This is a genomic window from Bradyrhizobium septentrionale, from assembly GCF_011516645.4.
Classification (GTDB): Bacteria; Pseudomonadota; Alphaproteobacteria; order Rhizobiales; family Xanthobacteraceae; genus Bradyrhizobium; species Bradyrhizobium septentrionale.
The window spans coordinates 3623397-3649001 of the sequence record NZ_CP088285.1; the positions used below are offsets into that span (position 1 = coordinate 3623397).

Genomic DNA, 25605 nt, shown 5'->3' on the forward strand with positions numbered 1-25605 from the left:
CCGCACCGCGTCCGGGGCAAGAAAGTGAGCACTGATGGACGCGGTCGTGAAGGAAACCAATTGCATCGGCGCGCTCGAGGAGCTGCTCAACGAGCGCTACTCGGTGCGCGCGTTCCAGCCGCGCGAGGTGCCGCGCGACACCATCGCGCACATCCTCGCGACCGCGCAGCGCACGGCATCGTGGTGCAACAGCCAGCCCTGGCAGGTCCTGATCGTGTCCGGCGAGGCCAAGGAACGGTTCCGCAAGGCGATCTATGCCGAGGCGTCGCGCGGCCTCGGCGAGGATTACGACTTTACGCCGCCGCGCGAATATGTGGGGGTCTATCTCGAGCGCCGCCGCGAAAGCGGCTTTCAGCTCTACAACACGCTCGGCATCGCCAGGGGCGACAAGGCGGCGTACGCAAAACAGGCGCTGGAGAACTACAATTTCTTCGGCGCCCCGCACATTGCCGTGATCCACACCAACGAGCCCCTCGGCATCTACGGCGCGATCGATTGCGGCGGCTATGTCTCGAACTTCATGCTGGCGGCGCAGGCGCTCGGCCTCGGCACCATCCCGCAGGCCGCGATCGCCCGCCATTCCGGCCTGATCCGCCGCCATTTTGGCCTGGCCGACGACCGCCGGGTTGTCTGCGGCATCTCGTTCGGCTATGCCGATCATGCACACAAGGTGAACAGCTACCGCACTTCGCGTGCGACCGTGGCAGATACTGTCACATTCGTGGACGTATAATTCCCTGAAGGCGGATCCCGCCCGAGATAAAGCCGAAGACAAAGACAAAAGCGACTGAAGCGACCAAACAAGAAACGACAAGAAAAAAAGCGACGACAAGAACAATGGCGAACGACGCCTCGCTCACCGCGGGCAGGATCAACAGGCAGCTGCACCGTCTCCCCGCGCTCGAACGCGACGCGTTCATCGCTGCGCATTATCTGGGTCAGCCGGTCGCCTGGGAAACCCGCTTCTTCGACGCGATCGACTGGGGCGCGGGCTCGGTGCTGCAATTCAGCTTCCTGCAGCGCGGCTGGCACCGCCAATCGCGGCTCGACAATCCGATCTATGCCCATATCGATATCGAACAACATCCTGAAACGCGCGGCCTGCGCCGCGGCCGGCGCATCGACCTCTATGGCACGATCAAGGGCATCGACTTCGTGACCGGGATTACGCTGACGCTGGATCGTTTCGATATCCTGCCGGTCAATTTTCTCGACCGCTTCGTGATCAGCTCCGACAGCCGGTACTAAGCGTTTTCAAGCGAAGTGGACGCCAGTTCGCGTGAAGAAAACGCGTCAAAACAAAAAGCTAGAGCTTCGGTTCTGATGCAATCAGAAGCGAAAATGCTCTAGCGCCGGGCCGCGCGGCGCGCCGGCGCCTCGGCATAGCGCGCGGCCATCGCGCCCGTGAGCTCGGCCATCTTGTCGCGCAACTCCGCGGGCGCGATCACCTCGACCTCTGCGCCGAGCCGCAGCAACTCGGTCGCCGCATGCCACACCGTCTTGCCGACCGGCATGGTGGCGACCCGCCAGCCGTCGGCATCGCTGCCTTCCGCAAGCCGCATCCGCGCCTTCACGTAAGGGTGCGCCAGCGCATCGAACAGTTTCAGCCCGAACGGCGACAGCCGCACCGTGGCCTGGTTCGGATGCAGCTCGGCCTCGAGCCGTTCGATCGAGGCCCGCCAATAGGCGGCGAGGTCGAAATCCGCCGGCCGCGCGAACGACGTCTCGAGCGTCACACAATCCAGCACGCGCGCCACCCGGTAGGTGCGCACATTGCCGTCGACGAGGCCGGCGAGATACCAGCTGCCGCCCTTCAGCACGAGGCCGAGCGGTGCCACGCGCCGCCGCTTCTCCGCCTTCCAGCTCTGGTAGCGGATCTCGATCAGGTTTTCGCGCAGCACGGCGCCTGCAATGGCGCGCAGATGTTGCGGCTCCTCGGTCTCGCCGAACCAGCCGGGCGCGTCGAGATGGAAGCGCTGCTGCATGCCCCGCGCGTTGGGCCGCAGATTTTCCGGCAGCGCCGCCATCAGCTTGGTCTGCGCCGCGACCATCGCGGCGTCGAGGCCGAGTGCGGCGGCGGGGCCGGGGAGGCCGGCCATGAACAGCGCCTCGGCCTCGCCCTGCGACAGCCCGTTCAGCCGCACGCGATAGCCGTCGAGCAGGCGATAGCCGCCCTCGGCGCCACGGTCGGCATAGACGGGCACCCCCGCGGCGGAGAGCGCATCGATGTCGCGATAGATCGTGCGCACCGAGACCTCGCAGGCCTCGGCGAGTTCGGGCGCGGTGACCTGTCCCCGCGCCTGCAGGGTGGTGAGGATGGAAAACAGCCGGCTCGCGCGCATGTCGCAGATCATACCTGACACAAGATGTCAGGTATAGGCGGACATAAGGAGGCCATGCCGCCCGGCGGCGCAAGGAGACCTGCCGATGACCACCGCGACAACCACCACCGACCGCGTCACGCTGTATTACTCGCCGCAAAGCCGCGCCACCGGCACGCGCGTGCTGCTGGAGGAGCTCGGTGCGCCCTATGATTTGCATGTCCTCAACATGAAGGCGGGCGAGCAGCGCAAGGATGCCTATCTCGCGATCAATCCGCTCGGCAAGGTGCCGGCGATCCGCCATGGCGGCGCGCTGGTCACCGAGCAGGTCGCGATCTTCATCTATCTCGCCGATCTGTTTCCGCAGGCCGGCCTGACGCCCGCGCTGAACGACCCGCGCCGCGGCCCGTATCTGCGCTGGATCGCCTATTACGGCGCCTCGTTCGAGCCGGCCGTGATCGACCATTTCATGAAGCGCGAGCCGGCGCCGATCACCCAGTCGCCCTACGCTGATTACGACACCATGCTGGGTGCACTGGAGGCGCAGCTCGCGAAAGGACCCTATCTGCTCGGCGAAGAGATCACGGCGGCCGACATCCTCTGGGGCATGGCGTTCAGCTGGACCATGATGTTCGGCATCGTGCCGAAACGGGACGTGTTCGTCCGCTATGCCGAACGCATCACCGCGCGCCCGGCGTTTGTACGGATATCGGAAGCCGACGACGAGATGGCGGCGCAGCATGCTGTGGCCGCCGGCGTGTGATACGAGCGTTGCGATGGCCAAGACACTGCAAAACAAGACACTGCAAAAGATGCTGTACAGCACCAACTGCTTCAACACCTTCATCCGCGTGGCGGAGGATTGTCCGGCGCGGAACGGTGAGGAGCCGCAGCCGCGCGGCGGCCAGCCGACCGTCGCTGTGCTGCAATACCGGATGATATCAGGCGCGCCATACACATACACGTCCGACGACGTGGTGTTCGCCACGTCGGCGGCCGGCCGCGCGCTCGATGCCAAAGCTGCGAACAACAAGGCCGCGAAAACGGAGCGCAGCCTCGCCCGCGAGGCGTTCTTCTCCAGAGGCCAAGCCTGCATGCGCGCCTCGCCGCTCGGCAAACGCTTCGGCTGGGGCGTCCACGCCGACGCCGATGGCCGTATCGCGATCTACGCCGTCGACAGCAAGCGCTACCAGGCGCTCGCGGGCGATCCGGAGATCGCACAAGTTCGTGCGATGCGGTCGAAGCGGGCGTAAGGGGACTCAGCGAGAGTTCGCAACGACTGGTACACCATTAGACCCGTCATCCTGAGGTGCGAGCTCTTGCGAGCCTCGAAGGATGCACGGCCACAGTCGGGCCGTCACCCTTCGAGACGCGCGCGATGCGCGCTCCTCAGGATGACGGAATTGGCTTACTCAGCTTGCTCAGTGTCATCACCCGCGCATGCGGGTGATCCAGTATTCCAGAGACGGTCGTGCTTGAGCCGATAGGCCGCGGCGTACCGGGTCGCCCGGTCGAGCCGGGCGACGACAACAGAAGATGAGGACAAAGCCTCACATCCTCTCAGGGTGACGGTGCGGTGGTGTGAAGCGCTGCGTTAAAACCGCGGCGCCCGCTTCTCGGCGAATGCCTTGATGCCTTCCTTGATCTCGTCGCCGCGCATGCTGTCGCGGTGGCGGGCGTCGGCGGCGGCTGCATCGAGCTCGCCGCGGGCGAATTCGTTGACCGCGCGCTTCATGCCGGCCATTGCCTTGGGCGCGTTGCCGGCCAAAATCGTCGCAAGCTTGTCGACCTCCTCGTCGAGCAGGTCGATCGGCGCCATCGCGGTGAGGTAGCCGATCCGCAGCATCTCGGGCGCGGTAATCTTCTGCGCGGTCAGGAACAGCATTTTGGCATTGTCGACGCCAAGCCGTGTGGCGTAGCGCTTGATGCCGCTGGTGTAGTAGTGCAGCCCGAGCCGCGCCGCCGGCATGAACATCTCCGCGGTATCGACGCCGATGCGGAAGTCGCAGGCGAGCGCAAGGTCGGTCGAGCCGCCATAGACGCCGCCATTGAGCCGGCAGATCGTCGGTACGCTGAGATCCTCCAGACGGTTGACCATGACCTCGAACGCCGAGCCCGCACTCTGCTGCTCGCTGGCGCTCACCGCGCGCTCGGCCACCGAGTTGAGGTCGTAGCCGGCGGAGAACGCGCGGCCGGTCCCGGTCAACACCAGCACGCGAACCGCGGGATCGGCCTCGATCCGGTCGAACAGCTTCAAGAGCTCGCCGAGGTCCTCGGCCTGCAGGCGGTTGAGATGCTTCGGCCGGTTGAGGCGGATGGTGGCGCGCGCTCCCGCAATCTCGAGCACGGGTCCGCTGGCGGTGTCGGCCGCGTCAGCCATCTTGGTCTCCATTATTGGTTCTCACGTTCGCGCCGCTTCGCCTCGGCGTCGATGGTCTCGGCGAGATCGGGATGCCTTGCCATCAACAGGCGGAAATCGACCAGGTCAAGCACCAACAGCCGCGTCACCTTGCTGGTCGAGACGCTGGCGCCGCGCTTGGCGTTGCCGAGCAGCGCCATCTCGCCGAAGAACGCGCCTTCGCCGAGCTTGACCTTGCGCCCGGGCAGGTCGACCTCGACCTCGCCGGCGGCGACGAAATACATGCAGTCGCCATTGGTGTCCTTGCGGATGATCATGGTGCGCGGCGGCAGGTCCATGGTCCGCAGCACCTGGGTGACGTCGGCGATTGCGGCCGGGCCGAGATGGGCGAAGAACGGCACCTTGCTGACGGTCTCCCAGGTCTTCAGAAAATTGTCGCGCCGCGTTTCCGCGGCAAAGCCGGTCGCCAGGATGCCGGTCCACAGCCCGAACACGCCGAGGCCCGAGATCATCACCATCGCGGCGACCACGCGGCCGAGCGGGGTGATCGGGACCACGTCGCCATAGCCTGTCGTGGTCAGCGTCACCACCGCCCACCACAGTGCCGCCGGCACGCTGCCGAAGGTCTGCGGCTGGACGTCCCGCTCCAGGAAATATTCCGCGACCGAGGCCAGGAACACCACCATCAGGAAGATCACGAGCACGCTGAGCAGCGGGCCGGACTCCACCACCAGCACGCGCCGGAGCTGACGCAGGCCCGGAATGCCCGGCACCACCTTGAGCACCCAGAGCACGCCGAGCAGCCATGCCGTCTTCGGATCGAGGCCGGAAAGCAAAGCGAGCGGCACCGCCAGCGCGCCGATCGCATCGACCACGCCTGCGCTGGACAGCGCATAGAACCACAGCTTGCCCTGCCGTCGCATATGGCGCAGCCGCACCACCCATTCGAACACGAAATAGGCAAGGCAGGCCGAGAGCAGCGCATTGATCCAGTGCGGGGCCGTATCATAGGCCGGCTGCACCGTCAGCAGCGTCATCATGGCGACGCCGGTCGCGACCGCGACATAGGCTGCCGTGGTCATGTTGCGGCCGGCGGTGGCCGAAACGAAGGCGGTCAAAGCCGGAAGGACGAGCCGCTTGGACATCAGAACGGAGGTTGCCTGTCGATGAACTGCTGGAATCAGGGGCCCGCGAGCGGCGGAGCCTGCATCACAACGTGCCCCTCCTCCGTGAGGCCGTCAACGCGCGGGCCATTCGCGGCATCAAGTCAGCAGGACGCCCGTTCGTTGGACGAATGGCCCAAAAGGCCTAACCATCTTGCCCCGATTTTGCGCCCGCGAATGTGAGAAATCGGACAAATCGTCGTTTTTTCACCGTATATCAGGGATGCCGGCGGGCGATGCGACCCCGGCCGGAATGAAGCGACTAACAAGACGATCTATTCACTTCTTGAGCATTGGTTGGTTTCCGATGGACACCTCACACCTCGCGGAACACGCCGGCGCCGCCGGCAGTCTATTCGCATCGATCTTCGTGGTCGCCACGCTGTCGATGCGGACCATGATCCCGTTGCGCGTGTTCGCCATCCTGACCAACATCATCCTGATCGCGACCGCGATCCCGACCCACAATTACGCCGTGCTGATCCTGCATTCCGTGCTGCTGCCGGTGAACACCTACCGCCTGCACCAGATGCTGCAGCTGGTCCGCAACGTGAAGAAATCGGTCAACAGCGATCTGTCGATGGAGTGGCTGAAGCCGTTCACGACGGAGCGCAAATGCACGGCGGGCGAAGTCCTGTTCTACAAGGACGAGAAGGCCGACAGCATGTTCTACATCGTCAGCGGCCGCTTCCGCCTGGTCGAATCGGGCATCGAGCTGCCGGTCGGCGCCATCGTCGGCGAGTTCGGCATGCTGTCGCCCTCGAACACACGGACCCAGACGCTGGAATGCGTCGAAGGCGGCATGGTGCTGTCGGTGACCTATGACCAGGTCGAGCAGCTTTACGTCCAGAACCCGGCGTTCGGCTTCTACCTCCTGCGGCTGTTCAGCGCCCGCCTGTTCCAGAATATCTCGACGCTCGAGCAGCGGCTCGCGCAACACACCGCGCCGCAGGTTGCGGAGCCAAAACCTGCATGAGCCCGCCGTGACCAGTTCTGGAGGCGCCGCAGTGCCGGATGACGACAGTCTCCTGGCTTCGCTCCGCTATCTCTTCGCCGACATCATCGGCGACGAGGACGAGGGACCGCCGGTGCTGCCCGAGGCTTGTCCGGATCATCTCGGGCCCGCGGTCACCGAGGCCATCCATCTTTTGATCGCCTATCAGAGCACGAGCTATGCCCAGCTCTATATCGATAGGCTGAAGCGCTTCGTCGGGCGCCGTGGCGTCGACGACGCGCTTCTCGCGGACATCGCGCGGCTGATGGCGGAGCGGATGGCCTATGAGGACGCGATCCGGATTGCGCAGCTCAAGCTCGGCGAGGTCAATGCGGCGGGCGGCCTTGCGGCGCGCTCGGCCGACGACGTCAAGAAACTCCGCCTCGACGAGCTGATCGACGCTTTGCCGGCAGTGGTTGCCGATCCGATCCTCACCGTGCTCGATCAGTTCGGCTGGCGGCGCCGCAGGGTCTCGATCCGCTTCAGCGCCAACAACCGCTTCAGTGTTCGCCGGCTCAGGATCGAGGCGGGCCTGAAGCGCTGGCGGCTGTTTTCGGTGCGCTATGCCAAGGAGCGCGTCTGGGTCGAGCGCTGGCTGCACATGATCGACCGCAGCCTCACCAAGCAACCGGCCGCCGCATCGGCGGTGGTGCAGACCGCAACCATGATCCAGGGCTATGGCGATCCCTATCGCCAGGGCATCGCGGACTGGCACGCGATCATCGACGGGCTCGCCAAGCCGACCTTCGACGGCGTGCTCGCGCTTCCCGATCTCGCCGCCGCGATTGCGGAAGCCCGCACCGCCATCATGCCGGATGCGCGCCAGGCCGCACTGAAGCGCAAGATCGCCGAGATCCGCGCCCGGGTGCCGGCGGCGTAGTCATCGTCGCATTATGATTTGAAACGATTCCATCACCGTCATCCTGAGGAGCGCGAAGCGCGTCTCGAAGGATCGACGGCCCGACCGTGGCCGTGCATCCTTCGAGGCTCGCTCCGCTCGCACCTCCAGCGACAAAGGCGAAGCCTTTGCGCAGGGATGACGGGACTGGCGGCGTCGCTCTATCCACGTCATTGCGAGCGAAGCGAAGCAATCCATAGCTCCACAAGCGGAGAAATGGATTGCTTCGTCGCTTCGCTCCTCGCAATGACGAGAGCAAGGCAGGTTGTAGCGGCTATTCCGCCGCGGCGGTGACCTTGGTCAGCGCCTGCTGTCCGGCTTCAGTGAGCTCGGAAAGCGTCGTTCTGCCGCTCCTGGCGCACTTGATGATGTATTTGGCAACGTATTTGCGGGTGGCGTGTTCCTCGCCATGACGCGCTTCTGCACAAACCCGGTCGAGCGCAAAATTCATGATGGCGAGTGTATGTGAGTCGAATCTCTCCTCGATCATCGCAGCCCCTCCCTATGGGCCGGTGTCCGGCGCGGCCTATTTGCGGAACGTCAGTGACTCACTGACTTCCATCACGGCCTCGGTCTGTCTGGCTTTCTTCATCAGCGTCTCGCGTTCCCGCCCCGGCGGCAGCTTGCGCGCTGCAAGGCGCGCATCCTCGGCAAACTTTTGCAGGCGGTCCTCGAACGATCCGGGGGGACGTGCCCTGTTGCGTTTCTTCTTGATCATGCCGCCTCCGGTCTGGAACCGGGAATACTTGGCATGTTCCCCGGAGGCCGTCGTTAACCCATGACATCGGCGGATCGAATTCGTCTTTTGCTTCGCAGGAACGATCTCCGGCGCCACGCGTAACACCCGTGTGTTCACTGCTCTTCACCCCGGGGGCAGTGGACCACTCCGGTGACGGGCCTCGGCGAATTTCACCGTCGGGGCCCGCACATCTTTAGGGATATCAGCCAAGGGATATCGGCAATGGCACATTCCAATCACGGTATCGTCAAGGACGACAAGGGGCAGGAGCAGCCGGCCGACAAGGAGCGCGCGCAGACCGCTCAGAAGACCGACCCCCGAAAGTCGCCAACACGCGAAGCGACGCGGGATCCGAAGCTGAATGACGCCGGCAAGACGCCGGGCTCGGGCATGACGCCTGACGACAGCGGCGATCCCCCGACGGGCTGAACGTCGTTTTGCTCTGCAGCAACTGCGGCAATGCGGCAGGAACGATGACCCCGGTCCACCGTTGGCCTCCGGAGATCAATGGAGATGTGACATGGCGACAGACGCAAAAGAGATCGGAAATCTCATCGGCAGCGACAAGGTCGAGGGCACCGCGGTCTACGGATCGGACGAGCGCAAGATCGGCTCGATCGAGCGCGTCATGATCGACAAGACAAGCGGTCGGGTGTCTTACGCCGTGCTCGGCTTCGGCGGCATTCTTGGTCTCGGCAACGATCATTATCCGCTGCCGTGGCAGTCGCTCAAATACGACACGCGGCTCGGCGGTTACGTCACGGGCGTGACCGAGAGCCAGCTGCGTGGCGCGCCGAAATACGGCAGTGAGCGCGATTGGAATTGGGCCGATACAGGAACGACGCGGGCGGTGGACGCTTATTACGGCGTGCCGCTCGTCTGAATGACGTCGGCCTGAAGGCGTCACGTTTTGCTGACGCCACCCCACTGGTACCAGATCTGTACAGCGATCGAGGATGCAACCGTCGCATCTTCCGGCGTGTGTACACTAGTGAACATACAGCAATAGCTGTGCAATGTAACATACGTTATTGAAATCGGCCCGGCGGTTACCTGATTAAGCATCCGGGGAGACCAATGTCGTTGGCGTCGCTAGTCCGGAAATTGGAGCAGTTCGTACGGCTTTCGCCGATCGACCATGCCATTCTCAATCGCGCGTCCACCGAGCGCGTCCGTCACTTCGGTCCGCGCGTCGATATCGTCCGTGAAGGCGAGAAGCCGAAGGACGTCCATCTGATCCTGTCCGGCTGGGCCTACCGCTACAAGCAATTCGAGGACGGCCGCCGCCAGGTGGTGTCGTTCTTCCTGCCCGGTGATATCTGCGACGTGAACGTCTTCATCCTGCGCGAGATGGACCATTCGATTGGTACCGTCACCGCAGTGTCGGTCGCCGACCTCTCCCGCGAGTTCTTCGACAAGGTCGCCGCCGGACATCCGCGGATCGTCACCGCGTTCTGGTGGGAAACCCTGGTCAATGCCGCGATCCAGCGCGAATGGACCATGAGCCTCGGCCAGCGCACGGCACTGGAGCGCATGGCCCACCTGCTCTGCGAGATCTGGCTGCGCCTGCGTCTCGCCGGCCTGACCCAGGGCGACAGCTGCGACTTCCCGCTGACCCAGGGCGACCTTGCCGACGCCACCGGGCTCTCCAAGGTTCATGTCAACCGGACGCTGCAGGAGCTGCGCGCCGACGGCCTGATCGTGCTCAAGGGAAAGACCCTGGCCGTCCCCAATCTCGACCGGCTGATGCGCGCCGGCCTGTTCAACCCGAACTATCTGCATATGGATCATGAGGGACGGCACCTCGATGCCGTCGGGATGTCAACGGACGCGGCGGCGGGGTGATCGACGGGTCGATTTGTCGAGGCGCACGGCGCTCTCCTCGGCGGGCGCGGGTGGAACAGGCAATCAAGAAGCCCGGCACCTCGATGGCGGTCGATGAGCCGGGCCGAACCCTCCAGCCGGCCCTCGCCCCTTTACGCTGCGCTTTGTCGCGGCAAGTGGCGATCGGGTGCGCGAGCTTCAGCTGGATCACACTGCCCCTTAGGCCGCTTCGGCGTTCACCGCGGAGACGGCAATGGAGGTCAGCGTCTCGTCGGTCTTCTTTTCCTCATTCAAGGTCTGATCGAGCAGTTTGACGGCATCCGGCATCTTCAACTTGTCGGCCCAGGCTTTGAGCGTGCCATACCGCGAGATTTCATAGTGCTCGACCGCCTGGGCGGCAGCGAGCAGGCCGGCGTCCAGCGCGGGTGCGTCCGCGTATTCCTCCATGATTTCCTTGCCCTCGTCGAGGATGCCTTCGATGGCATCGCACTTCTTGCCACGGGCCGGCTTGCCAAGGAGCTCGAAAATCTTTTCGAGGCGCTCGATCTGGCCTTCGGTCTCGTCGTGATGTTTCTCGAAGGCGGCGCGGAGCTTGTCGGACGCGGCCGCCTTCGCCATTTTTGGCAGCGATTTGTAGATCTGCTTCTCGGCGTAATAGATGTCCTTGAGTGTATCGAGGAAGAGAGCGTTGAGGTCTTTTTCGGCGATGGTCGGCTCCGCTGCGAATGAATGGTGCAGATGAGCCCCAACACACGATAGTGATCGACGTTCCTATTTGGCTGATGACGCCTTCCGGAATCACGTCGTCATCGCTTCTTCCTCCGTGTCGTAGAGACGCGAGCTGCGTCAACACGGCCTGTCCCACTGCGTGACCTGTCTAGCGTTAAATGCACTTTGTAACACAGCGATCTACACCACTGCGTTGCAGTGCTCTCGCACGATTGTGGAGGCGTCAGGTACGGGGCCATCCGTCGCAGGGCAGCTTAGGAACGATGGCCTCTCTCTTCGGTTGATCGGTCTCCAAATGATGGAGGTTGACGATGGATTGGAATCGGGTTGAAGGAAACTGGAAGCAGATGAAGGGGAAGGTGAAGGAGCAATGGGGCAAGCTGACCGATGATGACCTCGACGTCATCGCCGGCAAGCAGGACCAGCTCGAGGGCCGTCTGCAGCAGCGCTATGGCTACGCCAAGGACCAGGCCCAGAAGGAGATCGACGACTGGTATGGCCGCCAGACGTGGTGAGCAAAAAAGCCCCGCATTCGCGGGGCTTTTTCTTGCACGAATGCCGGTTGGGGAATGATGCCCGTCAGGGGCGAGTGCTGGAGATGGCCCTGATCGCGGGGTCTCGACGAGACCCCGCGTGCGGCGTCAGATATTTGCGCTGGGGCCGGCTACTTGCCTTCAGGGACCCACGTCGTGCTCGCCTTGTCGTACTTGAAGCCCGGCGCCGACTTGAGGCCGTCCTTGGTCTCATTCAGGGTCAGCCACCATTTATTGTCCTTCTTCTCCGTCTTCACGGCGGTGAAGGGAATGATGACATCTTTCTCTCCGGCACCGAGAAACCCGCCGACGCCGACCACCAGCCCGTTGATCTTGCCGGACTTGTCGACCAGTACGTCATCGATGTCGCCGATCTTGTTTTTCTGCGGATCGTAGACCGACTGCTTGTAGTAGTTGGTCACGGTCCAGCTCTCGGCGGGCGCGGCTGACATGGTCTCTGCGGCATGCACCGCCGTCATCATTCCCATCGCAATGATGCTTCCTGCAATCAACTTATTCATTTTCTTCTCCTCCATATGAGGCAATTGTAACCTCACGTTTGCGGAGAAGTTCCTCGTAAGGCCGGATGCCTGGCGCTCGGCGGGTCAGCTATCATGAGGCCCGTCATCTGATCAGAATCCAACCCATGCTGAAGGGAAGCATGGCGAACCATATTCCAGCAAAGCCGAGAAGGCCGAACTCAAGGGCGCCCCGATTCTGCGGCGTCAAAAAGAAACGGCCCCAGCGAGAGGGGCAAGCCGGGGCCGTCTTCTTCCACGCAGTCGCCGACCGCCGGTTGCCGCAAACCAACGGTCTACTGGGTCTAAAAGAATGGACGAATGAAAAACCGATCCCGCCCAGTGCCCGCATGATTGGCGCAAACTCGGGTTCCGGAAATAACGCTTGTGAATCGCGTCGCAATAAATTGCCACTTTGTCCCGATGCGATCGAGGGGCTGAAAGGGACGCTCGCCGGGCCGCACTAAGTTCCGCCCTCGCCGAGAGGCAGGCGACCTGCCCCGCCACTGAGTCGCCCGACGGCGCAAGCCCCCGCAGCAAAATGTTTCGCTTTGCCACACACTCAGTGTCGTCCTGGCGAAAGCCAGGACCCATTACCCCAAATCTCAATTTGTTGCGCGACGTTGGGGCCACGATCCCGTTCATCATCAAGTGCGGTGGTTGATGGTGTGGACGGCCCCCTACGGCATCAGTGTGCCAGAATGAGGTTGTCTAGATCTCATACATGGGAGCCGTCCGTGAACCAGATTATCCGCATTGGGATTGATACGTCGAAGTATATTTTTGTGTTGCATGGGGTTGATGCGAGGGAGCAGGTGGCGCTGCGCAAGAAGCTGTCGCGCAAACAGGTGCTGGAGTTCTTCGCCAAATTGCCGCCGACCGTGATCGGGATGGAGGCATGCGGGGCTTCGCAACATTGGGCGCGGGAGCTTTCCAAGCTCGGTCACGAGGTGAAGCTGATGGCACCGCAATTGGTTAAACCCTACGTGATGCGGAACAAGAATGACGGGCGGGATGCAGAAGGTCTGTGTGAAGCGATGAGCCGGCCGAGCATGCGCTTCGTGCCGGTGAAGACGGCCGAGCAGCAGGCTGCGCTGATGCTGATGGGTGTCCGCGACGGATTGATCGTCCGGCGCACCCAGCTGACCAATACGATACGCGGCCATGCGGCGGAGTATGGCCTGATCGCACCCAAGGGATTGGACGCGATCGAACCACTGCTGGCGCGGATCGCGCAGGACGAGACGCTTCCCGTTCTGGCGCGCGAGCTGTTTGTGGTGCTGGGCCGGGAGCGCATCAGGCTCGAGGGTGAGTTGGAGGCGATTGAGGCCAAGCTGATGGCCTGGCACCGCGCCGATGCCACGGGCCGGCGCTTGGCTCAGATCCCCTCGGTCGGTCCGATCGTTGCAACCGCGCTGGTGATGAAGACACCTGATCCGCGCGCGTTCCGTTCTGGTCGTCATTTTGCGGCCTGGCTGGGATTGACACCCAAGGACCACTCCACCGCTGGCAAGACCAGGCTTGGCAAGATCACGCGGGCGGGCGATGAGGACCTGCGCCGTCTGCTGGTGGTCGGGGCCACAGCGGTGATCCAGCAGGCGAGGCGGGGACGCGGTCATCACTCGCGCTGGCTGCTGGCGCTGATCAAGCGCAAGCCGCCGAAGCTTGCGGCCGTGGCGCTCGCCAACAAAGTGGCCCGCATCGCCTGGAAGCTGATGGCGACGGGCGAGAGTTACGAGGCGGCACGGATGAATCCCATGACAGCCGCCGCCTAATAGATTGGCCGGCCGGCGGGCTCGCTCGCCGACCGACCGGAGCTGCAAGAGCAGATGGAGCGATCGATCGAGCAACGATGCGAGACAGTCCGCAGGACCCATCGGCCGCCAACAGGTCGCGTGGTTGTTTGGAACTCGCATCGCGCAAACCATCTTGGCCAGCGATCCATTCGATCGCACTCAAAAGGCCGGACATATGGATGCAAGCGATCCGATCTCACCAAACAGCTCTTGTGCCACGGGGGCCGTCCACATATGGGTCCTGGCTTTCGCCAGGACGACAGCGGTGTATGTGGCGCGACCGCGGGGACGATAACAACGACAACTCGCGCCCCTCACCCGCTCGCCGCCTTCACCACCACGATATTTTCATCCGGTGCCGCCGGGTGGCGCTTGAGATGATCGCGGCGCAGCGCGATCTCGTCGCGGACCAGCTCGTAGCCGAGCTTGAAGGTGTCGAGCCCGTCGCCGGACACGGTGCCGTCGCGCAAGCCGATTACTGCGCCGCGCAGGATCGCCTCGAGTTCGTCCTGCAATTCGTCGAGATGTTCGGCGCAGGTGGTGTGCTCGACGCGCTCGCCGATGTCGAGGATCCGGCCCGCCAGCTCGCTCGCCTTCTCCGGCGCGACGCGCGTGATCTTGGTGTAGATCGCGGCGAAGATCGTGCCGATGATGCTGAGCGCGGCGGCGCCGAGATACATCATGTCGCTGTAGCGATCCATGAACGACTTGGTGTCGTCGTTGATGTATTCGGCGGCGCCCTGATGGGCGACGATGAAGGCGTCCTTGTCGGTTGCCGCCGGCTCGATCTTGGAAGCGAAGCCGTCCTCGAGCGCGAGCTCGGACTTGTTCTCATAGACAATGCGCGCGAGCTCGGCGGCCGTCGTCGTGGACATCCAGGATTGCGCGACCAAGAGCCATTCCAGCCCGATTGTGTCGACGTCGTCATCGGGGATCGCCGGCGAGGACGACAGCATGCCGGTCGAGACCGTCTCCTCCGAGATCGCCGGATATTTGCGCGCCAGCGCCTTGGCCGCGTCGATCGCGTTCAACGTGAAGCCGCCAGAGCGCTTGGCATATTGCTCGTAGGTCTTGTCCTTTATGATCTTCGAGGCATGCTCGATCGCGTCCACGGCGGAAAAGCCGGAAGCGAACAGTTTGTCGAACGGGGTGTTCGGCGGCGCCTGCTGCACCCGCTGCGCCGCGTCGGGGCTGTCGGAAATCTCGAGCGCGCTGCGGACGAAATTGACGCTGTTCTCGCCGTCGCCGACCACCGCGATCTTCTTCTTCTTGAGCTCGGCGAGCGACTTGATCTTCTTGCCGCCGGGGCTGAGCACCAGCACCACGTCATGTTCGAGGATCGCAATCGCGCGGGCGCGCGGCGGCACCTTTGCATCGGTGCGCAGGATGGCAAGCGCGGCGTCGCGGCGCTCGAACTGCGCCAGTGCCTTGGCGTTGTCGGGGTTCGGCGCGATCTTCAGCCGCAGCCGCGACGAATTGGTCTTCAGCACGGCGGCGAGACGTGCCGCGAACTTGGCCTCCGGGCCGTTGGCGTCGCCGACCGCGAACACCAGCGTCTCGGAATTGCGCAGCCAGACCCGGCCGCCGACCACGGTGATCGCGCTCAAGAACAGCGTCAGCAGGGTGAAGACGATGATCTGCGCGCGGTTGCTCTTGGCGACCGGGGGACGCGGCCGCGGCGGCATTGGCGAAGGCGAGGGGGCTTCGGCACTCATGGCTGATCACCTGGCTCATCACCCGTCCGGGACTGCGCTTGACGGCCCTCGGCCGCAACCGGATCGGCAGCGGCGCTGCCCGGTGAATCCGTAAATGACTATAAAAGAAAGAAAATTTCCTGCATCCTGACGATATACCTCCCGGGCGGGAATGCAAACCGGCGCGCCGCCGTAACCTTAACCGCGGCTGCCCCGCGTTGCGTTGCCGCATGACCATCGCCACTATCGACGCCGGGAGGAGGATGTGATTTTCGCAGTAACCGCTGGTGCATTCCGCCGCCGGAGATGTCATAAATGAGACAAGCTTCGGTTCGCGGAATTGTGCTGACGGCCTGACCCGGATTTCCTGCAATCACTTTCATCGAAGTAAAAGGGCGTCAGCTTGTTGTTTCCTGCCATGTCATCGTCGGTGTCGGTTGGTGCCCTGGTGGGATGGATGTTGCTTCTCACCGCGAAGCACATCATCGCCGACTTCATGCTGCAGAACGCCTGGATGGCGATCGGCAAGGACCAGAAGACCGGCTGGGCGCTGCCGCTGCTCGCGCATTGCCTGGTGCATCTGGCGGTCGCGCTGGCCCTGATCCTGGTGGTGGCGCCGCGGTTCTGGTACGTCGCCTTCGTCGACTTCGTGATCCACATCATCGTCGACCGGTGCAAGGGAATCTGCGCCTCGCATTTCGGCGTGACGCTGGAGTCAGGCCATCCCTGGTTCTGGACCCTGATCGGGGTCGACCAGGCGCTGCACCACCTCACCGGCTTCGCGCTGTCGATCTACATGGCCGCGAACTGAGCGGCGCGCGGACCTTATCTTCTCTCCTTTCGAATCACTGACCATCCGCCCGCGGCGGCGCGGATGTGATTCGCCTGCAACGGGCAAGGGGCCCCGGAAACGACCGGAGGCCGTGGTTAACCTTTCGTTAGAGGATTGCGCGGCATCTTCCGGATCAAGGGGGATTTGCAAATGTTTTCAAGCCGCGACGCATTCGAGAACGATGCCTGCCCAGTTGCGGACGACCTGCTCGGCCAGATGTACCGCGCCAATCCCAACGGGCTTTCGCTGCTGGTCGCCAATGTCGCGCCCGACGCCAGGGCGAGGCTGGCGCTATTCTGCTATCGCCGCAGCCATCTGCACGCACTCGCGGTGGCGATTGCGTCGAGCTGCACCGAGCGCGAGCTGATCAATTTCGGCGGCCGCGTCGGGTCGACGCTCTACGCGCTGGCGCGTGAACCGGCCCGCGTTGCGACCGTCTCGCATGGCGGCCGCAAGCCGATCACGCTGTCGACCAAGCCGCTGTCGACCTTCGCGCCTGATGTCGATGATGAGCTCGACGACGAGGAGTTCACCGCGACGGTGACGGCTTAAGCCGGCTGCGCGCTCGGAATGAGCGGCAGCCCGTGCCGGCGCCGTGCCATCGCGCATTCCGCGTCGCCCGGCAAGCAGGTGCGGCACACTTCCGGCCGCACCGCATAGACCTCGCAGCGCGTTGCCTCTCCCACCCGCCCCGACAGCGCCGAGCAGCGATCGCCGTCGCAGCGCATCCCTGACTGTCGCGTGTTGACGAATTGCGGCGGGATCAGCTCGAGCTGCGCATCGTCCTCGACGGTGAAGCGCGGCCAGTTCTCCGAATAGCTGCAGCAGGCGCCGCAGGACTGGCAGGGGCTTGCCTCCGTCGCATCGATGTCACTGTCGGCCATCAGGTGTCCCTCGGCGCTTCCCACACCAGGCTGCGCCGCCAGCGCGCCCTGAGCAGGTCGCGCCGCTCCGGATATTGTTCGTCGTGATAGACAGCGGTGACCACGCGGTCGGTGCGAAAGCTGCGAAAGTCCTTGCGCAGCTCGCACCAGGCGGCGAGCAGCCGCACCGCCTCGTGATAGCCGACCGCGATCGGCCAGACCGTGCGCTCGCTATCGCGGCCATGCTCGTCGCGATAGTTCAGCGTGATCTTCTTGCCCTCGTGGATCTGGCTGCGGGTCCTGACCATGTCGATGCGGTCGGGCTCCCGGTTCCAGGCCGAGCGGGCGCGGCTCGCCGGCTCCAGCACGAACGGCCGCAGGCGGTCGGGCACGGTCTCGGCGATCTTGGCCATCAGGTCCTCGGCCGCGCGCGCCAATGCCGGATCGGCATGTCCGACCACCCATTGCGCGCCGAGCACGCAGGCCTCGATCTCGTCGGGTGTCAGCATCAAGGGCGGCAGGTCGAAACCCTTCTCCAGGATGTAGCCCATGCCGGCCTCGCCGCGGATCGGCACCCGCTGCTCGATCAGGCTGGCGATGTCGCGATAGATCGTCCGCTTCGATGTCTCGAGCTCGGCTGCGATCGCATCCGCGGTCAAGGGCTTACGGGTGCGGCGGAGCACCTGGATGATCTGAAACAGCCGGTCGGCGCGTCTCATGGCAGTTCTCTTCGTCGCTCTCTTCTCAGGTCTGTTCTGAGGTCTCTTGGCCGCTGTCTTGACGAGTGTCTTACAACCATCTCGGCAGCTCTGTTGGTCGCTCGGCGCGTCGGCTTTTCTGCGTCCCGTCTGTCTGCTGCTGACAGCATGTTGGCAGCAGGTGGGGGCTATATCAGGACAACACCTCAAGTGAAGGGAATTTGTCCATGACGAATCTTGATGAACTCAGTTTCCGGCAAGCGCAGAGCTTCGCGCTGGAACAACTGGTCACGGTCTACTCCACCTCCGGCGACCTGCGCTGGGCCCTGGTTGCGCTGGTCGCACAGTCGATCGGCGCTGCCTGGTCCTACGGGCGGGCACGGCTGGTCAAGCGCGTTCGCGAGGCGGTTCGCCGCCTCGCACCGGTCGGCCCGCTCGACAGTGAATGCCACTACTGCTGACACCATGCTGGCAGCAGGGGGCCGCTAGCTTCACTTCACGACCACAGGCGATCGGGAGCTTCATATGATTACGCTTTTTGGCTTTGGCACGGGTTTCGGCTTGCCTGAAATCAGCCCTTTCGTGACCAAAACCGAGGTCCAGCTCAAGATGGCCGGGCTCGCTTACGTCAAGGAAAAGGCGATGCCGCCGGCCTCTCCCAAGGGCCAGCTGCCCTTCATCGCCGATGACGGCGAGACGATCGCCGATTCGACCTTCATCCGTGCCCATATCGAGGGCAAATACGGTTTCGATTTCGACGCGCCGCTGAGCCTGCAGGCGCGCGCTCAGGCCTGGGCCTTCGAGCGCATGATCGAGCATCACGTCTACTGGGCGCTGGTCGGTGCGCGCTGGGTCGACGACACCAATTTCGCCAAGGGCCCGGCACACTTCTTCGACGGCGCGCCCGATCACATGCGCGACAAGCTGCGCGAGGACGCCCAGTTCCGCGTTGCCGAGAACTATCTGTTGAGCGGACTCGGCCGACATGGGCCCGACGAGGACGTCGATCTCGCGCTCCGCTCGCTGTTTGCGCTGTCGGTCCAGCTCGGCGACAAGCCGTATCTGATGGGCAACGCGCCCTGCGGCACCGACGCCACCGCGTTCGGCGCGCTGGCGGGAATCCTGACGCCGTTCTTCGATTCGCCGCTGCGCGAGCGCACCGAGAAGTTCGACAATCTCACCGCCTATGTCGGCCGGATGATGCAGCAATACTATCCGGAATTCGCCTGGGCGCCGCTGCAGCAGCAGGCCGCCTAGCTCGTTGCGGCGGGAGCGGGCTGGCCCTTCAGTGCGGCCAGCTCGGCCTCGAGCTCGGCAATGCGCTGGTCGCGCGAGGCGAGCGCCGTCGCCACGTCGGCGGCGTCGAATTTCTGCGGAATGTGCTGCGGGCAGTTGGTGTCCCACGCCGCGACCTTGAACAGGATCACCTGTTCGGGCCGCGCCCGATAGCCCTGCGGCATCAGCGAGCGCATCAGCGCCGGATCGTCTTCCACCACGCGCGCCTCGCCCCAGATCTTCACGCGCTGCCGGTACGCATAGTTCATCACGAAGATATAGGCCTTCGGGTTCTCCGAGAGATTGCCCTGGGTGATGAACTGCCGGTTGCCGCTGTAATCGGCGAACGCGATGGAGTGCTTGTCGAGGACCTTGATGAACCCCTTCGGCCCGCCGCGATGCTGGATGTAGGGCTGGCCGTCGGCCGAGGCAGTCGCGAGATAGAAGCTGTTGGTGTTGGCGAGGAAGGCCGCGAGGGTTTCATCGACCTCGGTGCGCCAGCCGCCATGTGCCTCGACCTCGGCATAGGTATCGCGCGAACCCTTGCGGGTCTGGATCGCCTTCACGGCAGGCGTGAACCCGACATCGCTCGGATAGCTGCGAACGTCTGACATCTGAGCCTCCCGATGCGGGCGCCAAAGCGGTCGTCCTAGCGCTCCAACATGGGTATTTCCGGATCGTAGGCAATCTTGTGAATTGACACTTCACTGTTGCCGATTATGCAATAGTGCCATGGACCGGATCGACGCCATGCAGGCCTTTGTCGCGGTGGCGGATCTCGAGGGTTTTGCCCCCGCCGCCCGCAAGCTCGGCCTGTCGCCCTCCGCCATCACGCGGCTGATTGCGGCGCTGGAAGAACGGCTGGGGGCGCGGCTGCTGCAGCGGACCACGCGGCAGGTGACGCTGACCGACGCCGGCTCACGCTATCTGGAGCGCGCGCGACGGATCCTTGCCGACGTCGAGGAGGCCGAGGACGCGGTGGAGAGCGAGCGCACCCGTCCCGAGGGCCGCTTGGTGATCTCGGCGCCGTTCGGGTTCGGGCGGCTCCATGTCAGCCCGGTCGTGAGCGTCTACCTGAAGCGCTATCCCGATGTCGGTGTCGACCTGCGGCTGTCGGACCGCAGGATCAACCTCGTCGAGGACGGCGTCGACCTCGCGGTCAGGCTCGGGCACCTGCCGGATTCGACGCTGATTGCGCGGCATGTCGGCCAGATGCGCCGCATCGTGGTGGCGTCGGCCGGCTATCTCAAGCTCCGCGGCGAGCCGAAGCGGCCGGCTGATCTCACCGCCCATGACACGATCCAGTTCGGCGCCATGACCGCGACGCCGGATTGGCGCTTCATGGAGAATGGGCAGGAGATTCGCATCACGCCCACGCCGCGCTTCACCAGCAACAGTTCGGATGCGGCCATCCAGTACGCCGAGCAGGACGGCGGACTGACGCGGGTGATGGCCTACCAGGCCGCCGAATCGCTGAAAGCGCGGCGGCTCCGGATCGTGCTCGCGGAGTTCGAGCAGCCGGCGGTGCCGATCCACGTCGTCTATCCGACCACGCGGCTGCTGTCCGCCAAGGTGCGGACCTTCATCGATCTCGTCACCGAGATCACCGACTGGCACTTCGGTTAGCTAGAGCGTTTTCAAGCGAAGTGGACGCCGGTTCGCGTGAAGAAAACGCGTCAAAACAAAAAGCTAGAGCTTCGGTTCTGATTCATTCAGAACCGAAAATGCTCTAGCGCAAGTGGCCCGTCATTTGGCGTCCTTGTTCAGTTCGATGGTGACCTGCGACAGCCAGGAGCCGGGCGCTTCCATCACGAACGACTGGTGGTCGCCCTTGGTTCGGATCGTCACCAGCGCGGCAACCGTCTCGCCCTCGATGCGCGCCTCGATCAGTCCGTCAGAGTTGGTCCCCGAGATTTTGCCGCCCTGCCGGTACTCGCTCTCGAACCGGTTGCCCGAAAGCTGCGTTTCGTTCTGTTCGATGTTTGCGGACAGCGACATCTTGTAGGCATCGCTTGCGCATCGGAGATCCAGACTGATCGCCCTGCCTGGCTTGGTGACGTTGTAGGCGACCTTGCAGCGGACCTTCTCCCAGTCCCCGTTCGAGGGCTTCATCGATCCGGATCCGGACCAACCGCCCGCCAGGCTGTCCAGACTTGTCGCCGCATATGACGAACTTGAGGTCACCAGTGCGAGGCACGCCGCGATGCTGGTTCGCACCATCCAAAATTTCCAAGACATTTGAGCCGATCTCCAAATCGCAATGCGATTGATCCTACCCGCGCCCGGTCGTGGAGATATGGCGGCGACGTTAAGAGATGTTGCGGAATTTGCCTTTCTGTTTACCGCGGCAAGCCGGGCGCTCCGCTTCAGAGCACCTCAAGTCACGGGCGCCTTCTTCGGCACCACGCGGAACGTGCCGTTGGCGCGCGCGATCGTGACGCCATCGGCCTTGATCAGGCTCTGCGCGAAGCAGATCGTGCTGCCGGTCTTGATCACGTCGCTCTCGATCGCGAGCCACTGCCCGACATTGGCGGAGCCGACGAAATCGACCGCGAGCGAGATCGTCACGAACGAGGTGGTCCAGCCGGTCGCCTGTCCGCAGCTATAGCCCATCGCGTTGTCGGCGAGTGCGGCGATCAGGCCGCCATGGATCAGGCCGCGGCCGTTGGTGTGCGGCCGGGCGAGCCGCAGGCCGATGATGACGGCCCGTTCGGTCTTCTTTTGGTAAAGCGGTTCCCAGGGCTCCGTGAGCGGGCTCTTGCGGAACAGCGGCTCGAAGCCTTGAGGGACGTCTTGGGGGATATCGGGGGCGACGGAAGCATTGGTGGTCATCTGAAGCTCGCATATGGCGTTGCGTTGACGCTATTGAACGCGATGTCGATGACGGTTTCACCGCCTACAAAGTTTTAAACGGGATTCGCGTGGGTGTTTGAAAGCGTCATCGACGACTGCCTAGCGCAAGTAGATACTATCCCCGTCATCCTGAGGTGCTCGCCTCTTCGGCGAGCCTCGAAGGATGAATCGGCCACCAGTCGGGCCGTGCATCCTTCGAGGCTCGCCCAGCGGCGCAAGTGCGCCGCAAGCTCGCACCTCAGGATGACGGGTCCAGTACGCGCGCCGTCGATGGGCACGCCGCGCCTTACCCGGCCTAGGTCCGCGGATCTCGCCTAGAACGGCAGCCCCACATAGTTCTCCGACAGCGAGGCCGACGCCGCCTTCGAGCTGACGAGGTAGTCGAGCTCGGCGATCTGGATGCGCGCGGCGAAGTCGCCCTCGTCGGGGAATTTGTGCAGCATCGAGGTCATCCACCAGGAGAAGCGCACCGCCTTCCAGACCCGCGCCAGCGCCTTCGCCGAGTAACCGTCGAGACCCGCCGAGGATTTCTCGTCGTAGAATTCGCGCAGCGCCTGCGACAGATAATGCACGTCGCTGGCCGCAAGGTTGAGGCCCTTGGCGCCGGTCGGCGGCACGATGTGCGAGGCGTCGCCGGCCAGGAACATCCGGCCGAACCGCATCGGCTCGGCGACGAAGCTGCGCAACGGCGCGATGCTCTTTTCGATCGAAGGGCCGGTGACGATCTCGTCGGCGGCCTTCTGGTCGAGGCGTCGCTTCAATTCGTCCCAGAACCGCTCGTCCGACCACTGGTCGACATGATCGTCGAGCGGGCACTGAACGTAATAGCGGCTGCGGTGGGTCGAGCGCATCGTGCACAGCGCAAAGCCGCGCTCGTGATTATTGTAGATCAATTCCGGCGAGACCGGCGGGGTCTCGGAAAGAACACCGAGCCAGCCGAACGGATACACCCGCTCATAGCTGGTGATCGCCGAAGCGGGAACGCTGGCGCGGCTGACCCCATGGAAGCCGTCGCAGCCGGCGATGAAATCGCAGGCGATTTCGTGGGCAACGCCGTCCTTGACGTAGCTGACGCGCGGATGGTCGGTGTCGAAATCATGCGGCTTGACGTCGGCCGCTGAGTAGACCGAGGTCAGGCCGGCCGCCTTGCGGGCGTTCATCAGGTCGAGCGTGACCTCGGTCTGGCCGTAGATGGTCACCGTCTTGCCGGTCGCCGCATGCATGTCGATGCGGTGCCGCGCGCCGCCAAACGCCAGCTCGACGCCGTGATGGACCAGGCCCTCCTGATGCAGGCGGGCGCCGGCGCCGACCTGGTCGAGCAGGGAGACCGTGCCTTCCTCGAGCAGGCCGGCGCGGATCCGCCCCAGCACGTAGTCCGGGGTCTGCCGCTCAAGAATGACGTTGTCTATGCCGAAAGAATGAAGTAGTTGCCCAAGCAACAGTCCGGCCGGACCTGCGCCAATGATTGCTACTTTTGTCCGCAATACCTGCTCCTCCCGATACGATAGGCTGACCGTCGGGCGCCCGCGCCGGGGCGTTCGCCATCAACTTGCCAAGGCAACTATATCATATAGCCGTTCTGGCAAAGGGCGTTTCGCCCAGGAAATGCATTCGCCGCAATGCGAGATGCACAGGGCGGAGGTGCGACGAGGCGTCCTGCCAGCGGATTTCGGCTTGAATATGCGCTCGAATTAGATAACATGTTAAGTAATGAGGCGGGTACCAAGCCCGTCCTGGAGAGGAGGAGACGTGATGAGGAATAAATTGTTGGCCCTGCTGATGGCCGCGGCCCTTGTGCCGGCCGCTGCTCCCGCCGTGGCGCAGGACAAGACCGTCTATCTCAAAGTGTCGCTATGGGTGCCGCCGGCACATCCGCTGGTGCCGGCGACGCAGGCCTGGGCCGCCGACATCGACAAGGCATCGGGCGGCACCATCAAGGTCACCGTGTTCCCCTCCGAGCAGCTCGGCAAGGCGTTCGACCATTACGACATGGCGCGCGACGGCATCGCCGATGTCACCTATGTCAATCCCGGCTATCAGCCCGGCCGCTTCCCGATCGCGGCTGCCGGCCAGCTTCCGTTCGTGTTCTCGGACGGCAAGAAGGGCACGCTCGCGCTGAACGAGTGGTACCACAAATACGCGCCGACCGAGATGAAGGACACCAAGCTGTGCTTCGCCTTCATCCACGATCCGGGTGCGCTGCACGGCAAGAAGAAGATCCTGTTGCCGAGCGACCTCTCTGGCGTGAAGGTGCGTCCGGCGCAGAGCACCATCGGCGAGATGGTCAAGATGTTCGGCGGCACCAATGTGCAAGCCTCCGCGCCGGAATCGCGCGACGCGATCGAGCGCGGCGTGGCCGACGAGATCACCTTCCCTGGGGCTCGATCTTCCTGTTCGGCATCGACAAGGTGGTGAAGTATCATATGGACGTGCCGCTCTATTCGACCGTGTTCACCTACAACATCAACCTCGCCAAATATAAATCGATGTCGGACGCCCAGAAGAAGGTGATCGACGATCACTGCACGCCGGAGTGGGCCTCCAAGGTCACCGACCCCTGGACCGATTTCGAAGCCAATGGCCGCACCAAGATGAAGGCGCTGGAAGGCCACGAGGTCTATCCGCTGACCGCGGACCAGCTCGCCGAGTGGAAGAAGGCGGTCAAGCCGCTGCGCGACAGCTGGGCCGAGGCCGTGAAGAAGGCCGGCGGTGACGCGGAAAAGATCGATGCCGATCTGCAGGCCACGCTGAAGAAGTACGAGGCGGGGATCTGATTGCGCTACCCCTTCACCTCTCCCCGCTTGCGGGGAGAGGTCGGATCGCATCGTCAGATGCGATCCGGGTGAGGGGGTACAGGTCTCACCGCATTCACGACTCGTGGAAGCAGCCCCTCACCCCAACCCTCTCCCCGCAAGAGCGGGGCGAGGGAGCTCATCGAAGCAACGCATGACGCAACCTGCCGAAGTCTCCCGAGACGGCGCGATCACCGGTCCACCCGAGCCGGTGCGCAAGAATTTCATGGACCGCTTCATCGATTCGATCGAATGGGTGGCGGCATTCTTCGTCGGCGTCGTCGCGCTCAACACCTTCACTGCGGTGTTCATGCGCAAGTTCTTCTCGGTGACGATCCCCGACTACTACAATTTCGGCCAGTTTCTGCTCGGCATCCTGATTTTCTGGGGCATTGCGGCGACGAGCTATCGCGGCACCCACATCACCGTGGATCTGGTCTGGGCCAATGCCTCGCCGCGCTACCAGCGCTGGATCGACATCTTCGCGACGCTGGTGCTGCTGTTCGTGGTGACGGTGCAGACCTACACGCTGATCGACAAGGTGATCGACACCAAAAACGGCCACATCGTCACCATGGACCTCGGCGTGCCGATCTGGCCGTTCTTCCTGGTGTCGTGGATCGGCGATGTCTCGGCGGTGCTGCTGATCGCGATCCGCACCTACCGGCTGATCTTCCATCCGGAAGAAATCCACGATGCCAAGATCAAGACGGCGGAGTAGACG

The 25605-nt window shown here is 63.6% G+C and carries 32 protein-coding genes and 1 pseudogene; 19 read left to right on the forward strand and 14 right to left on the reverse strand.

The annotated features are described in order from the left end of the window. Nucleotides 1-34 precede the first annotated feature (34 nt). The gene (locus tag HAP48_RS18825) at nt 35-733 is read left to right on the forward strand and encodes a nitroreductase (protein WP_166211513.1); all 699 of its coding nucleotides are present in this window, start codon (nt 35-37) and stop codon (nt 731-733) included. A gap of 104 nt (nt 734-837) precedes the next feature. Next, nucleotides 838-1248: a hypothetical protein gene (locus HAP48_RS18830; RefSeq protein WP_166211510.1), complete on the forward strand. Its 411-nt coding sequence runs from the start codon at nt 838-840 to the stop codon at nt 1246-1248. A gap of 98 nt (nt 1249-1346) precedes the next feature. Here HAP48_RS18830 and HAP48_RS18835 read toward each other — a convergent pair whose 3' ends face one another. Then, entirely contained in the window at nt 1347-2342 is a 996-nt protein-coding gene (locus tag HAP48_RS18835) for a helix-turn-helix transcriptional regulator (protein ID WP_166211507.1), read from the reverse strand. A gap of 85 nt (nt 2343-2427) precedes the next feature. Here HAP48_RS18835 and HAP48_RS18840 point away from each other — a divergent pair, with 85 nt between their 5' ends. Further along, nucleotides 2428-3084, forward strand: coding sequence for a glutathione S-transferase family protein (locus HAP48_RS18840; RefSeq protein ID WP_166211504.1), 657 nt, complete (start codon nt 2428-2430; stop codon nt 3082-3084). Nucleotides 3085-3097: 13 nt separating this feature from the next. After that, nucleotides 3098-3574, forward strand: coding sequence for a DUF6157 family protein (locus HAP48_RS18845; protein WP_166211501.1), 477 nt, complete (start codon nt 3098-3100; stop codon nt 3572-3574). 341 nt (nt 3575-3915) lie between these two features. Here the strand turns inward: HAP48_RS18845 and HAP48_RS18850 are convergent, their stop codons facing one another. Both HAP48_RS18850 and HAP48_RS18855 read right to left on the reverse strand, forming a co-directional pair. Beyond that, complete coding sequence (locus HAP48_RS18850; protein ID WP_166211498.1) at nt 3916-4701, reverse strand: enoyl-CoA hydratase/isomerase family protein; 786 nt, start codon at nt 4699-4701, stop codon at nt 3916-3918. Between the two features lie 11 nt (nt 4702-4712). Beyond that, nucleotides 4713-5825 carry a cyclic nucleotide-gated ion channel gene (locus tag HAP48_RS18855; RefSeq protein WP_166211495.1) on the reverse strand — a complete coding sequence of 371 codons (1113 nt, stop codon included), beginning with the start codon at nt 5823-5825 and terminating at the stop codon, nt 4713-4715. A gap of 325 nt (nt 5826-6150) precedes the next feature. On the opposite strand from HAP48_RS18855, the gene HAP48_RS18860 reads away from it, so the two are divergent. Together HAP48_RS18860 and HAP48_RS18865 are read left to right on the forward strand one after the other, a co-directional pair. Continuing rightward, nucleotides 6151-6819 carry a Crp/Fnr family transcriptional regulator gene (locus tag HAP48_RS18860; protein ID WP_166211491.1) on the forward strand — a complete coding sequence of 223 codons (669 nt, stop codon included), beginning with the start codon at nt 6151-6153 and terminating at the stop codon, nt 6817-6819. A 31-nt stretch (nt 6820-6850) separates the two neighbouring features. Then, the gene (locus tag HAP48_RS18865; protein ID WP_166216256.1) at nt 6851-7717 is read left to right on the forward strand and encodes a DUF6537 domain-containing protein; all 867 of its coding nucleotides are present in this window, start codon (nt 6851-6853) and stop codon (nt 7715-7717) included. A gap of 292 nt (nt 7718-8009) precedes the next feature. On the opposite strand, the gene HAP48_RS18870 is transcribed toward HAP48_RS18865, so the two are convergent. Both HAP48_RS18870 and HAP48_RS18875 read right to left on the reverse strand, forming a co-directional pair. Further along, entirely contained in the window at nt 8010-8225 is a 216-nt protein-coding gene (locus HAP48_RS18870; protein ID WP_166211487.1) for a hypothetical protein, read from the reverse strand. Nucleotides 8226-8261: 36 nt separating this feature from the next. After that, entirely contained in the window at nt 8262-8453 is a 192-nt protein-coding gene (locus tag HAP48_RS18875; RefSeq protein ID WP_166211484.1) for a hypothetical protein, read from the reverse strand. A 243-nt stretch (nt 8454-8696) separates the two neighbouring features. On the opposite strand from HAP48_RS18875, the gene HAP48_RS18880 reads away from it, so the two are divergent. The 3 genes from HAP48_RS18880 (at nt 8697) to HAP48_RS18890 (ending at nt 10319) form a co-directional block, all read left to right on the forward strand. After that, the gene (locus HAP48_RS18880; RefSeq protein ID WP_166211481.1) at nt 8697-8903 is read left to right on the forward strand and encodes a hypothetical protein; all 207 of its coding nucleotides are present in this window, start codon (nt 8697-8699) and stop codon (nt 8901-8903) included. 91 nt (nt 8904-8994) lie between these two features. Further along, entirely contained in the window at nt 8995-9357 is a 363-nt protein-coding gene (locus HAP48_RS18885; protein WP_166211478.1) for a PRC-barrel domain-containing protein, read from the forward strand. A gap of 200 nt (nt 9358-9557) precedes the next feature. After that, nucleotides 9558-10319: a Crp/Fnr family transcriptional regulator gene (locus tag HAP48_RS18890; protein WP_166211475.1), complete on the forward strand. Its 762-nt coding sequence runs from the start codon at nt 9558-9560 to the stop codon at nt 10317-10319. A 198-nt stretch (nt 10320-10517) separates the two neighbouring features. Here the strand turns inward: HAP48_RS18890 and HAP48_RS18895 are convergent, their stop codons facing one another. Beyond that, entirely contained in the window at nt 10518-11006 is a 489-nt protein-coding gene (locus HAP48_RS18895) for a YciE/YciF ferroxidase family protein (RefSeq protein WP_166216253.1), read from the reverse strand. 332 nt (nt 11007-11338) lie between these two features. On the opposite strand from HAP48_RS18895, the gene HAP48_RS18900 reads away from it, so the two are divergent. Then, nucleotides 11339-11542: a CsbD family protein gene (locus HAP48_RS18900; protein WP_166211472.1), complete on the forward strand. Its 204-nt coding sequence runs from the start codon at nt 11339-11341 to the stop codon at nt 11540-11542. 149 nt (nt 11543-11691) lie between these two features. Here the strand turns inward: HAP48_RS18900 and HAP48_RS18905 are convergent, their stop codons facing one another. Continuing rightward, nucleotides 11692-12081 carry a PRC-barrel domain-containing protein gene (locus tag HAP48_RS18905; RefSeq protein WP_166211469.1) on the reverse strand — a complete coding sequence of 130 codons (390 nt, stop codon included), beginning with the start codon at nt 12079-12081 and terminating at the stop codon, nt 11692-11694. A gap of 140 nt (nt 12082-12221) precedes the next feature. Between HAP48_RS18905 and HAP48_RS18910 the strand changes: the two genes are divergently transcribed. Next, entirely contained in the window at nt 12222-12545 is a 324-nt protein-coding gene (locus tag HAP48_RS18910; RefSeq protein ID WP_166211466.1) for a hypothetical protein, read from the forward strand. Nucleotides 12546-12815: 270 nt separating this feature from the next. Then, entirely contained in the window at nt 12816-13853 is a 1038-nt protein-coding gene (locus HAP48_RS18915; RefSeq protein WP_166211463.1) for an IS110 family RNA-guided transposase, read from the forward strand. A gap of 335 nt (nt 13854-14188) precedes the next feature. Here HAP48_RS18915 and HAP48_RS18920 read toward each other — a convergent pair whose 3' ends face one another. Beyond that, nucleotides 14189-15589, reverse strand: a complete 1401-nt coding sequence (locus HAP48_RS18920) for a TAXI family TRAP transporter solute-binding subunit (RefSeq protein WP_224496507.1) — start codon at nt 15587-15589, stop codon at nt 14189-14191. Nucleotides 15590-16025: 436 nt separating this feature from the next. Here HAP48_RS18920 and HAP48_RS18925 point away from each other — a divergent pair, with 436 nt between their 5' ends. Further along, nucleotides 16026-16379 carry a DUF3307 domain-containing protein gene (locus HAP48_RS18925; RefSeq protein ID WP_175612315.1) on the forward strand — a complete coding sequence of 118 codons (354 nt, stop codon included), beginning with the start codon at nt 16026-16028 and terminating at the stop codon, nt 16377-16379. 171 nt (nt 16380-16550) lie between these two features. Next, entirely contained in the window at nt 16551-16952 is a 402-nt protein-coding gene (locus tag HAP48_RS18930; RefSeq protein WP_166211457.1) for a hypothetical protein, read from the forward strand. Here HAP48_RS18930 and HAP48_RS18935 read toward each other — a convergent pair. Further along, nucleotides 16949-17284 (reverse strand): YkgJ family cysteine cluster protein, encoded by a 336-nt coding sequence (locus HAP48_RS18935; protein WP_166211454.1) that lies wholly within the window; start codon nt 17282-17284, stop codon nt 16949-16951. The two genes, HAP48_RS18930 and HAP48_RS18935, sit on opposite strands and share 4 nt — an antisense overlap. After that, nucleotides 17284-17982: a helix-turn-helix transcriptional regulator gene (locus HAP48_RS18940; protein WP_166211451.1), complete on the reverse strand. Its 699-nt coding sequence runs from the start codon at nt 17980-17982 to the stop codon at nt 17284-17286. The genes HAP48_RS18935 and HAP48_RS18940 overlap by 1 nt, the downstream gene beginning before the upstream one ends. 206 nt (nt 17983-18188) lie before the next feature. Between HAP48_RS18940 and HAP48_RS18945 the strand changes: the two genes are divergently transcribed. Then, on the forward strand, nt 18189-18422 hold the full coding sequence (locus HAP48_RS18945) for a hypothetical protein (RefSeq protein WP_166211448.1): 234 nt from the start codon (nt 18189-18191) through the stop codon (nt 18420-18422). Between the two features lie 64 nt (nt 18423-18486). After that, nucleotides 18487-19218, forward strand: coding sequence for a glutathione S-transferase family protein (locus HAP48_RS18950; RefSeq protein WP_166211445.1), 732 nt, complete (start codon nt 18487-18489; stop codon nt 19216-19218). Here the strand turns inward: HAP48_RS18950 and HAP48_RS18955 are convergent. Next, complete coding sequence (locus HAP48_RS18955) at nt 19215-19850, reverse strand: pyridoxamine 5'-phosphate oxidase family protein (RefSeq protein ID WP_166211442.1); 636 nt, start codon at nt 19848-19850, stop codon at nt 19215-19217. The two genes, HAP48_RS18950 and HAP48_RS18955, sit on opposite strands and share 4 nt — an antisense overlap. 118 nt (nt 19851-19968) lie before the next feature. Here HAP48_RS18955 and HAP48_RS18960 point away from each other — a divergent pair, with 118 nt between their 5' ends. Continuing rightward, on the forward strand, nt 19969-20862 hold the full coding sequence (locus HAP48_RS18960) for a LysR family transcriptional regulator (RefSeq protein WP_166211439.1): 894 nt from the start codon (nt 19969-19971) through the stop codon (nt 20860-20862). A gap of 120 nt (nt 20863-20982) precedes the next feature. Here the strand turns inward: HAP48_RS18960 and HAP48_RS18965 are convergent, their stop codons facing one another. From HAP48_RS18965 to pobA, 3 genes are all read right to left on the reverse strand, one after another. Further along, the gene (locus HAP48_RS18965; RefSeq protein ID WP_224496508.1) at nt 20983-21348 is read right to left on the reverse strand and encodes a hypothetical protein; all 366 of its coding nucleotides are present in this window, start codon (nt 21346-21348) and stop codon (nt 20983-20985) included. Between the two features lie 264 nt (nt 21349-21612). Next, complete coding sequence (locus tag HAP48_RS18970; RefSeq protein WP_166211432.1) at nt 21613-22068, reverse strand: PaaI family thioesterase; 456 nt, start codon at nt 22066-22068, stop codon at nt 21613-21615. Between the two features lie 335 nt (nt 22069-22403). After that, nucleotides 22404-23573 (reverse strand): 4-hydroxybenzoate 3-monooxygenase, encoded by a 1170-nt coding sequence (pobA, locus tag HAP48_RS18975; protein ID WP_166211429.1) that lies wholly within the window; start codon nt 23571-23573, stop codon nt 22404-22406. Between the two features lie 268 nt (nt 23574-23841). Between pobA and HAP48_RS18980 the strand changes: the two are divergent. Together HAP48_RS18980 and HAP48_RS18985 are read left to right on the forward strand one after the other, a co-directional pair. Then, nucleotides 23842-24863 (forward strand): annotated as a pseudogene (locus tag HAP48_RS18980) (TRAP transporter substrate-binding protein). 229 nt (nt 24864-25092) lie between these two features. Then, nucleotides 25093-25602 carry a TRAP transporter small permease gene (locus tag HAP48_RS18985; RefSeq protein WP_029077919.1) on the forward strand — a complete coding sequence of 170 codons (510 nt, stop codon included), beginning with the start codon at nt 25093-25095 and terminating at the stop codon, nt 25600-25602. Nucleotides 25603-25605: the final 3 nt, after the last annotated feature.

Coding starts and splice junctions, on each gene's coding strand:
- HAP48_RS18900 (WP_166211472.1), top strand. CDS start 11,339: ATGGATTGGAATCGGGTTGAAGGAAACTGGAAGCAGATGAAGGGGAAG.
- HAP48_RS18910 (WP_166211466.1), top strand. CDS start 12,222: ATGGCGAACCATATTCCAGCAAAGCCGAGAAGGCCGAACTCAAGGGCG.
- HAP48_RS18940 (WP_166211451.1), bottom strand. CDS start 17,982: ATGAGACGCGCCGACCGGCTGTTTCAGATCATCCAGGTGCTCCGCCGC.
- HAP48_RS18885 (WP_166211478.1), top strand. CDS start 8,995: ATGGCGACAGACGCAAAAGAGATCGGAAATCTCATCGGCAGCGACAAG.
- HAP48_RS18850 (WP_166211498.1), bottom strand. CDS start 4,701: ATGGCTGACGCGGCCGACACCGCCAGCGGACCCGTGCTCGAGATTGCG.
- HAP48_RS18870 (WP_166211487.1), bottom strand. CDS start 8,225: ATGATCGAGGAGAGATTCGACTCACATACACTCGCCATCATGAATTTT.
- HAP48_RS18845 (WP_166211501.1), top strand. CDS start 3,098: ATGGCCAAGACACTGCAAAACAAGACACTGCAAAAGATGCTGTACAGC.
- HAP48_RS18905 (WP_166211469.1), bottom strand. CDS start 12,081: ATGAATAAGTTGATTGCAGGAAGCATCATTGCGATGGGAATGATGACG.
- HAP48_RS18965 (WP_224496508.1), bottom strand. CDS start 21,348: ATGAAGCCCTCGAACGGGGACTGGGAGAAGGTCCGCTGCAAGGTCGCC.
- HAP48_RS18825 (WP_166211513.1), top strand. CDS start 35: ATGGACGCGGTCGTGAAGGAAACCAATTGCATCGGCGCGCTCGAGGAG.
- HAP48_RS18920 (WP_224496507.1), bottom strand. CDS start 15,589: ATGAGTGCCGAAGCCCCCTCGCCTTCGCCAATGCCGCCGCGGCCGCGT.
- HAP48_RS18935 (WP_166211454.1), bottom strand. CDS start 17,284: ATGGCCGACAGTGACATCGATGCGACGGAGGCAAGCCCCTGCCAGTCC.
- HAP48_RS18835 (WP_166211507.1), bottom strand. CDS start 2,342: ATGCGCGCGAGCCGGCTGTTTTCCATCCTCACCACCCTGCAGGCGCGG.
- HAP48_RS18950 (WP_166211445.1), top strand. CDS start 18,487: ATGATTACGCTTTTTGGCTTTGGCACGGGTTTCGGCTTGCCTGAAATC.
- HAP48_RS18860 (WP_166211491.1), top strand. CDS start 6,151: ATGGACACCTCACACCTCGCGGAACACGCCGGCGCCGCCGGCAGTCTA.
- HAP48_RS18970 (WP_166211432.1), bottom strand. CDS start 22,068: ATGACCACCAATGCTTCCGTCGCCCCCGATATCCCCCAAGACGTCCCT.
- HAP48_RS18925 (WP_175612315.1), top strand. CDS start 16,026: ATGTTGCTTCTCACCGCGAAGCACATCATCGCCGACTTCATGCTGCAG.
- HAP48_RS18945 (WP_166211448.1), top strand. CDS start 18,189: ATGACGAATCTTGATGAACTCAGTTTCCGGCAAGCGCAGAGCTTCGCG.
- HAP48_RS18875 (WP_166211484.1), bottom strand. CDS start 8,453: ATGATCAAGAAGAAACGCAACAGGGCACGTCCCCCCGGATCGTTCGAG.
- HAP48_RS18930 (WP_166211457.1), top strand. CDS start 16,551: ATGTTTTCAAGCCGCGACGCATTCGAGAACGATGCCTGCCCAGTTGCG.
- HAP48_RS18840 (WP_166211504.1), top strand. CDS start 2,428: ATGACCACCGCGACAACCACCACCGACCGCGTCACGCTGTATTACTCG.
- HAP48_RS18880 (WP_166211481.1), top strand. CDS start 8,697: ATGGCACATTCCAATCACGGTATCGTCAAGGACGACAAGGGGCAGGAG.
- HAP48_RS18960 (WP_166211439.1), top strand. CDS start 19,969: ATGGACCGGATCGACGCCATGCAGGCCTTTGTCGCGGTGGCGGATCTC.
- HAP48_RS18955 (WP_166211442.1), bottom strand. CDS start 19,850: ATGTCAGACGTTCGCAGCTATCCGAGCGATGTCGGGTTCACGCCTGCC.
- HAP48_RS18855 (WP_166211495.1), bottom strand. CDS start 5,825: ATGTCCAAGCGGCTCGTCCTTCCGGCTTTGACCGCCTTCGTTTCGGCC.
- HAP48_RS18830 (WP_166211510.1), top strand. CDS start 838: ATGGCGAACGACGCCTCGCTCACCGCGGGCAGGATCAACAGGCAGCTG.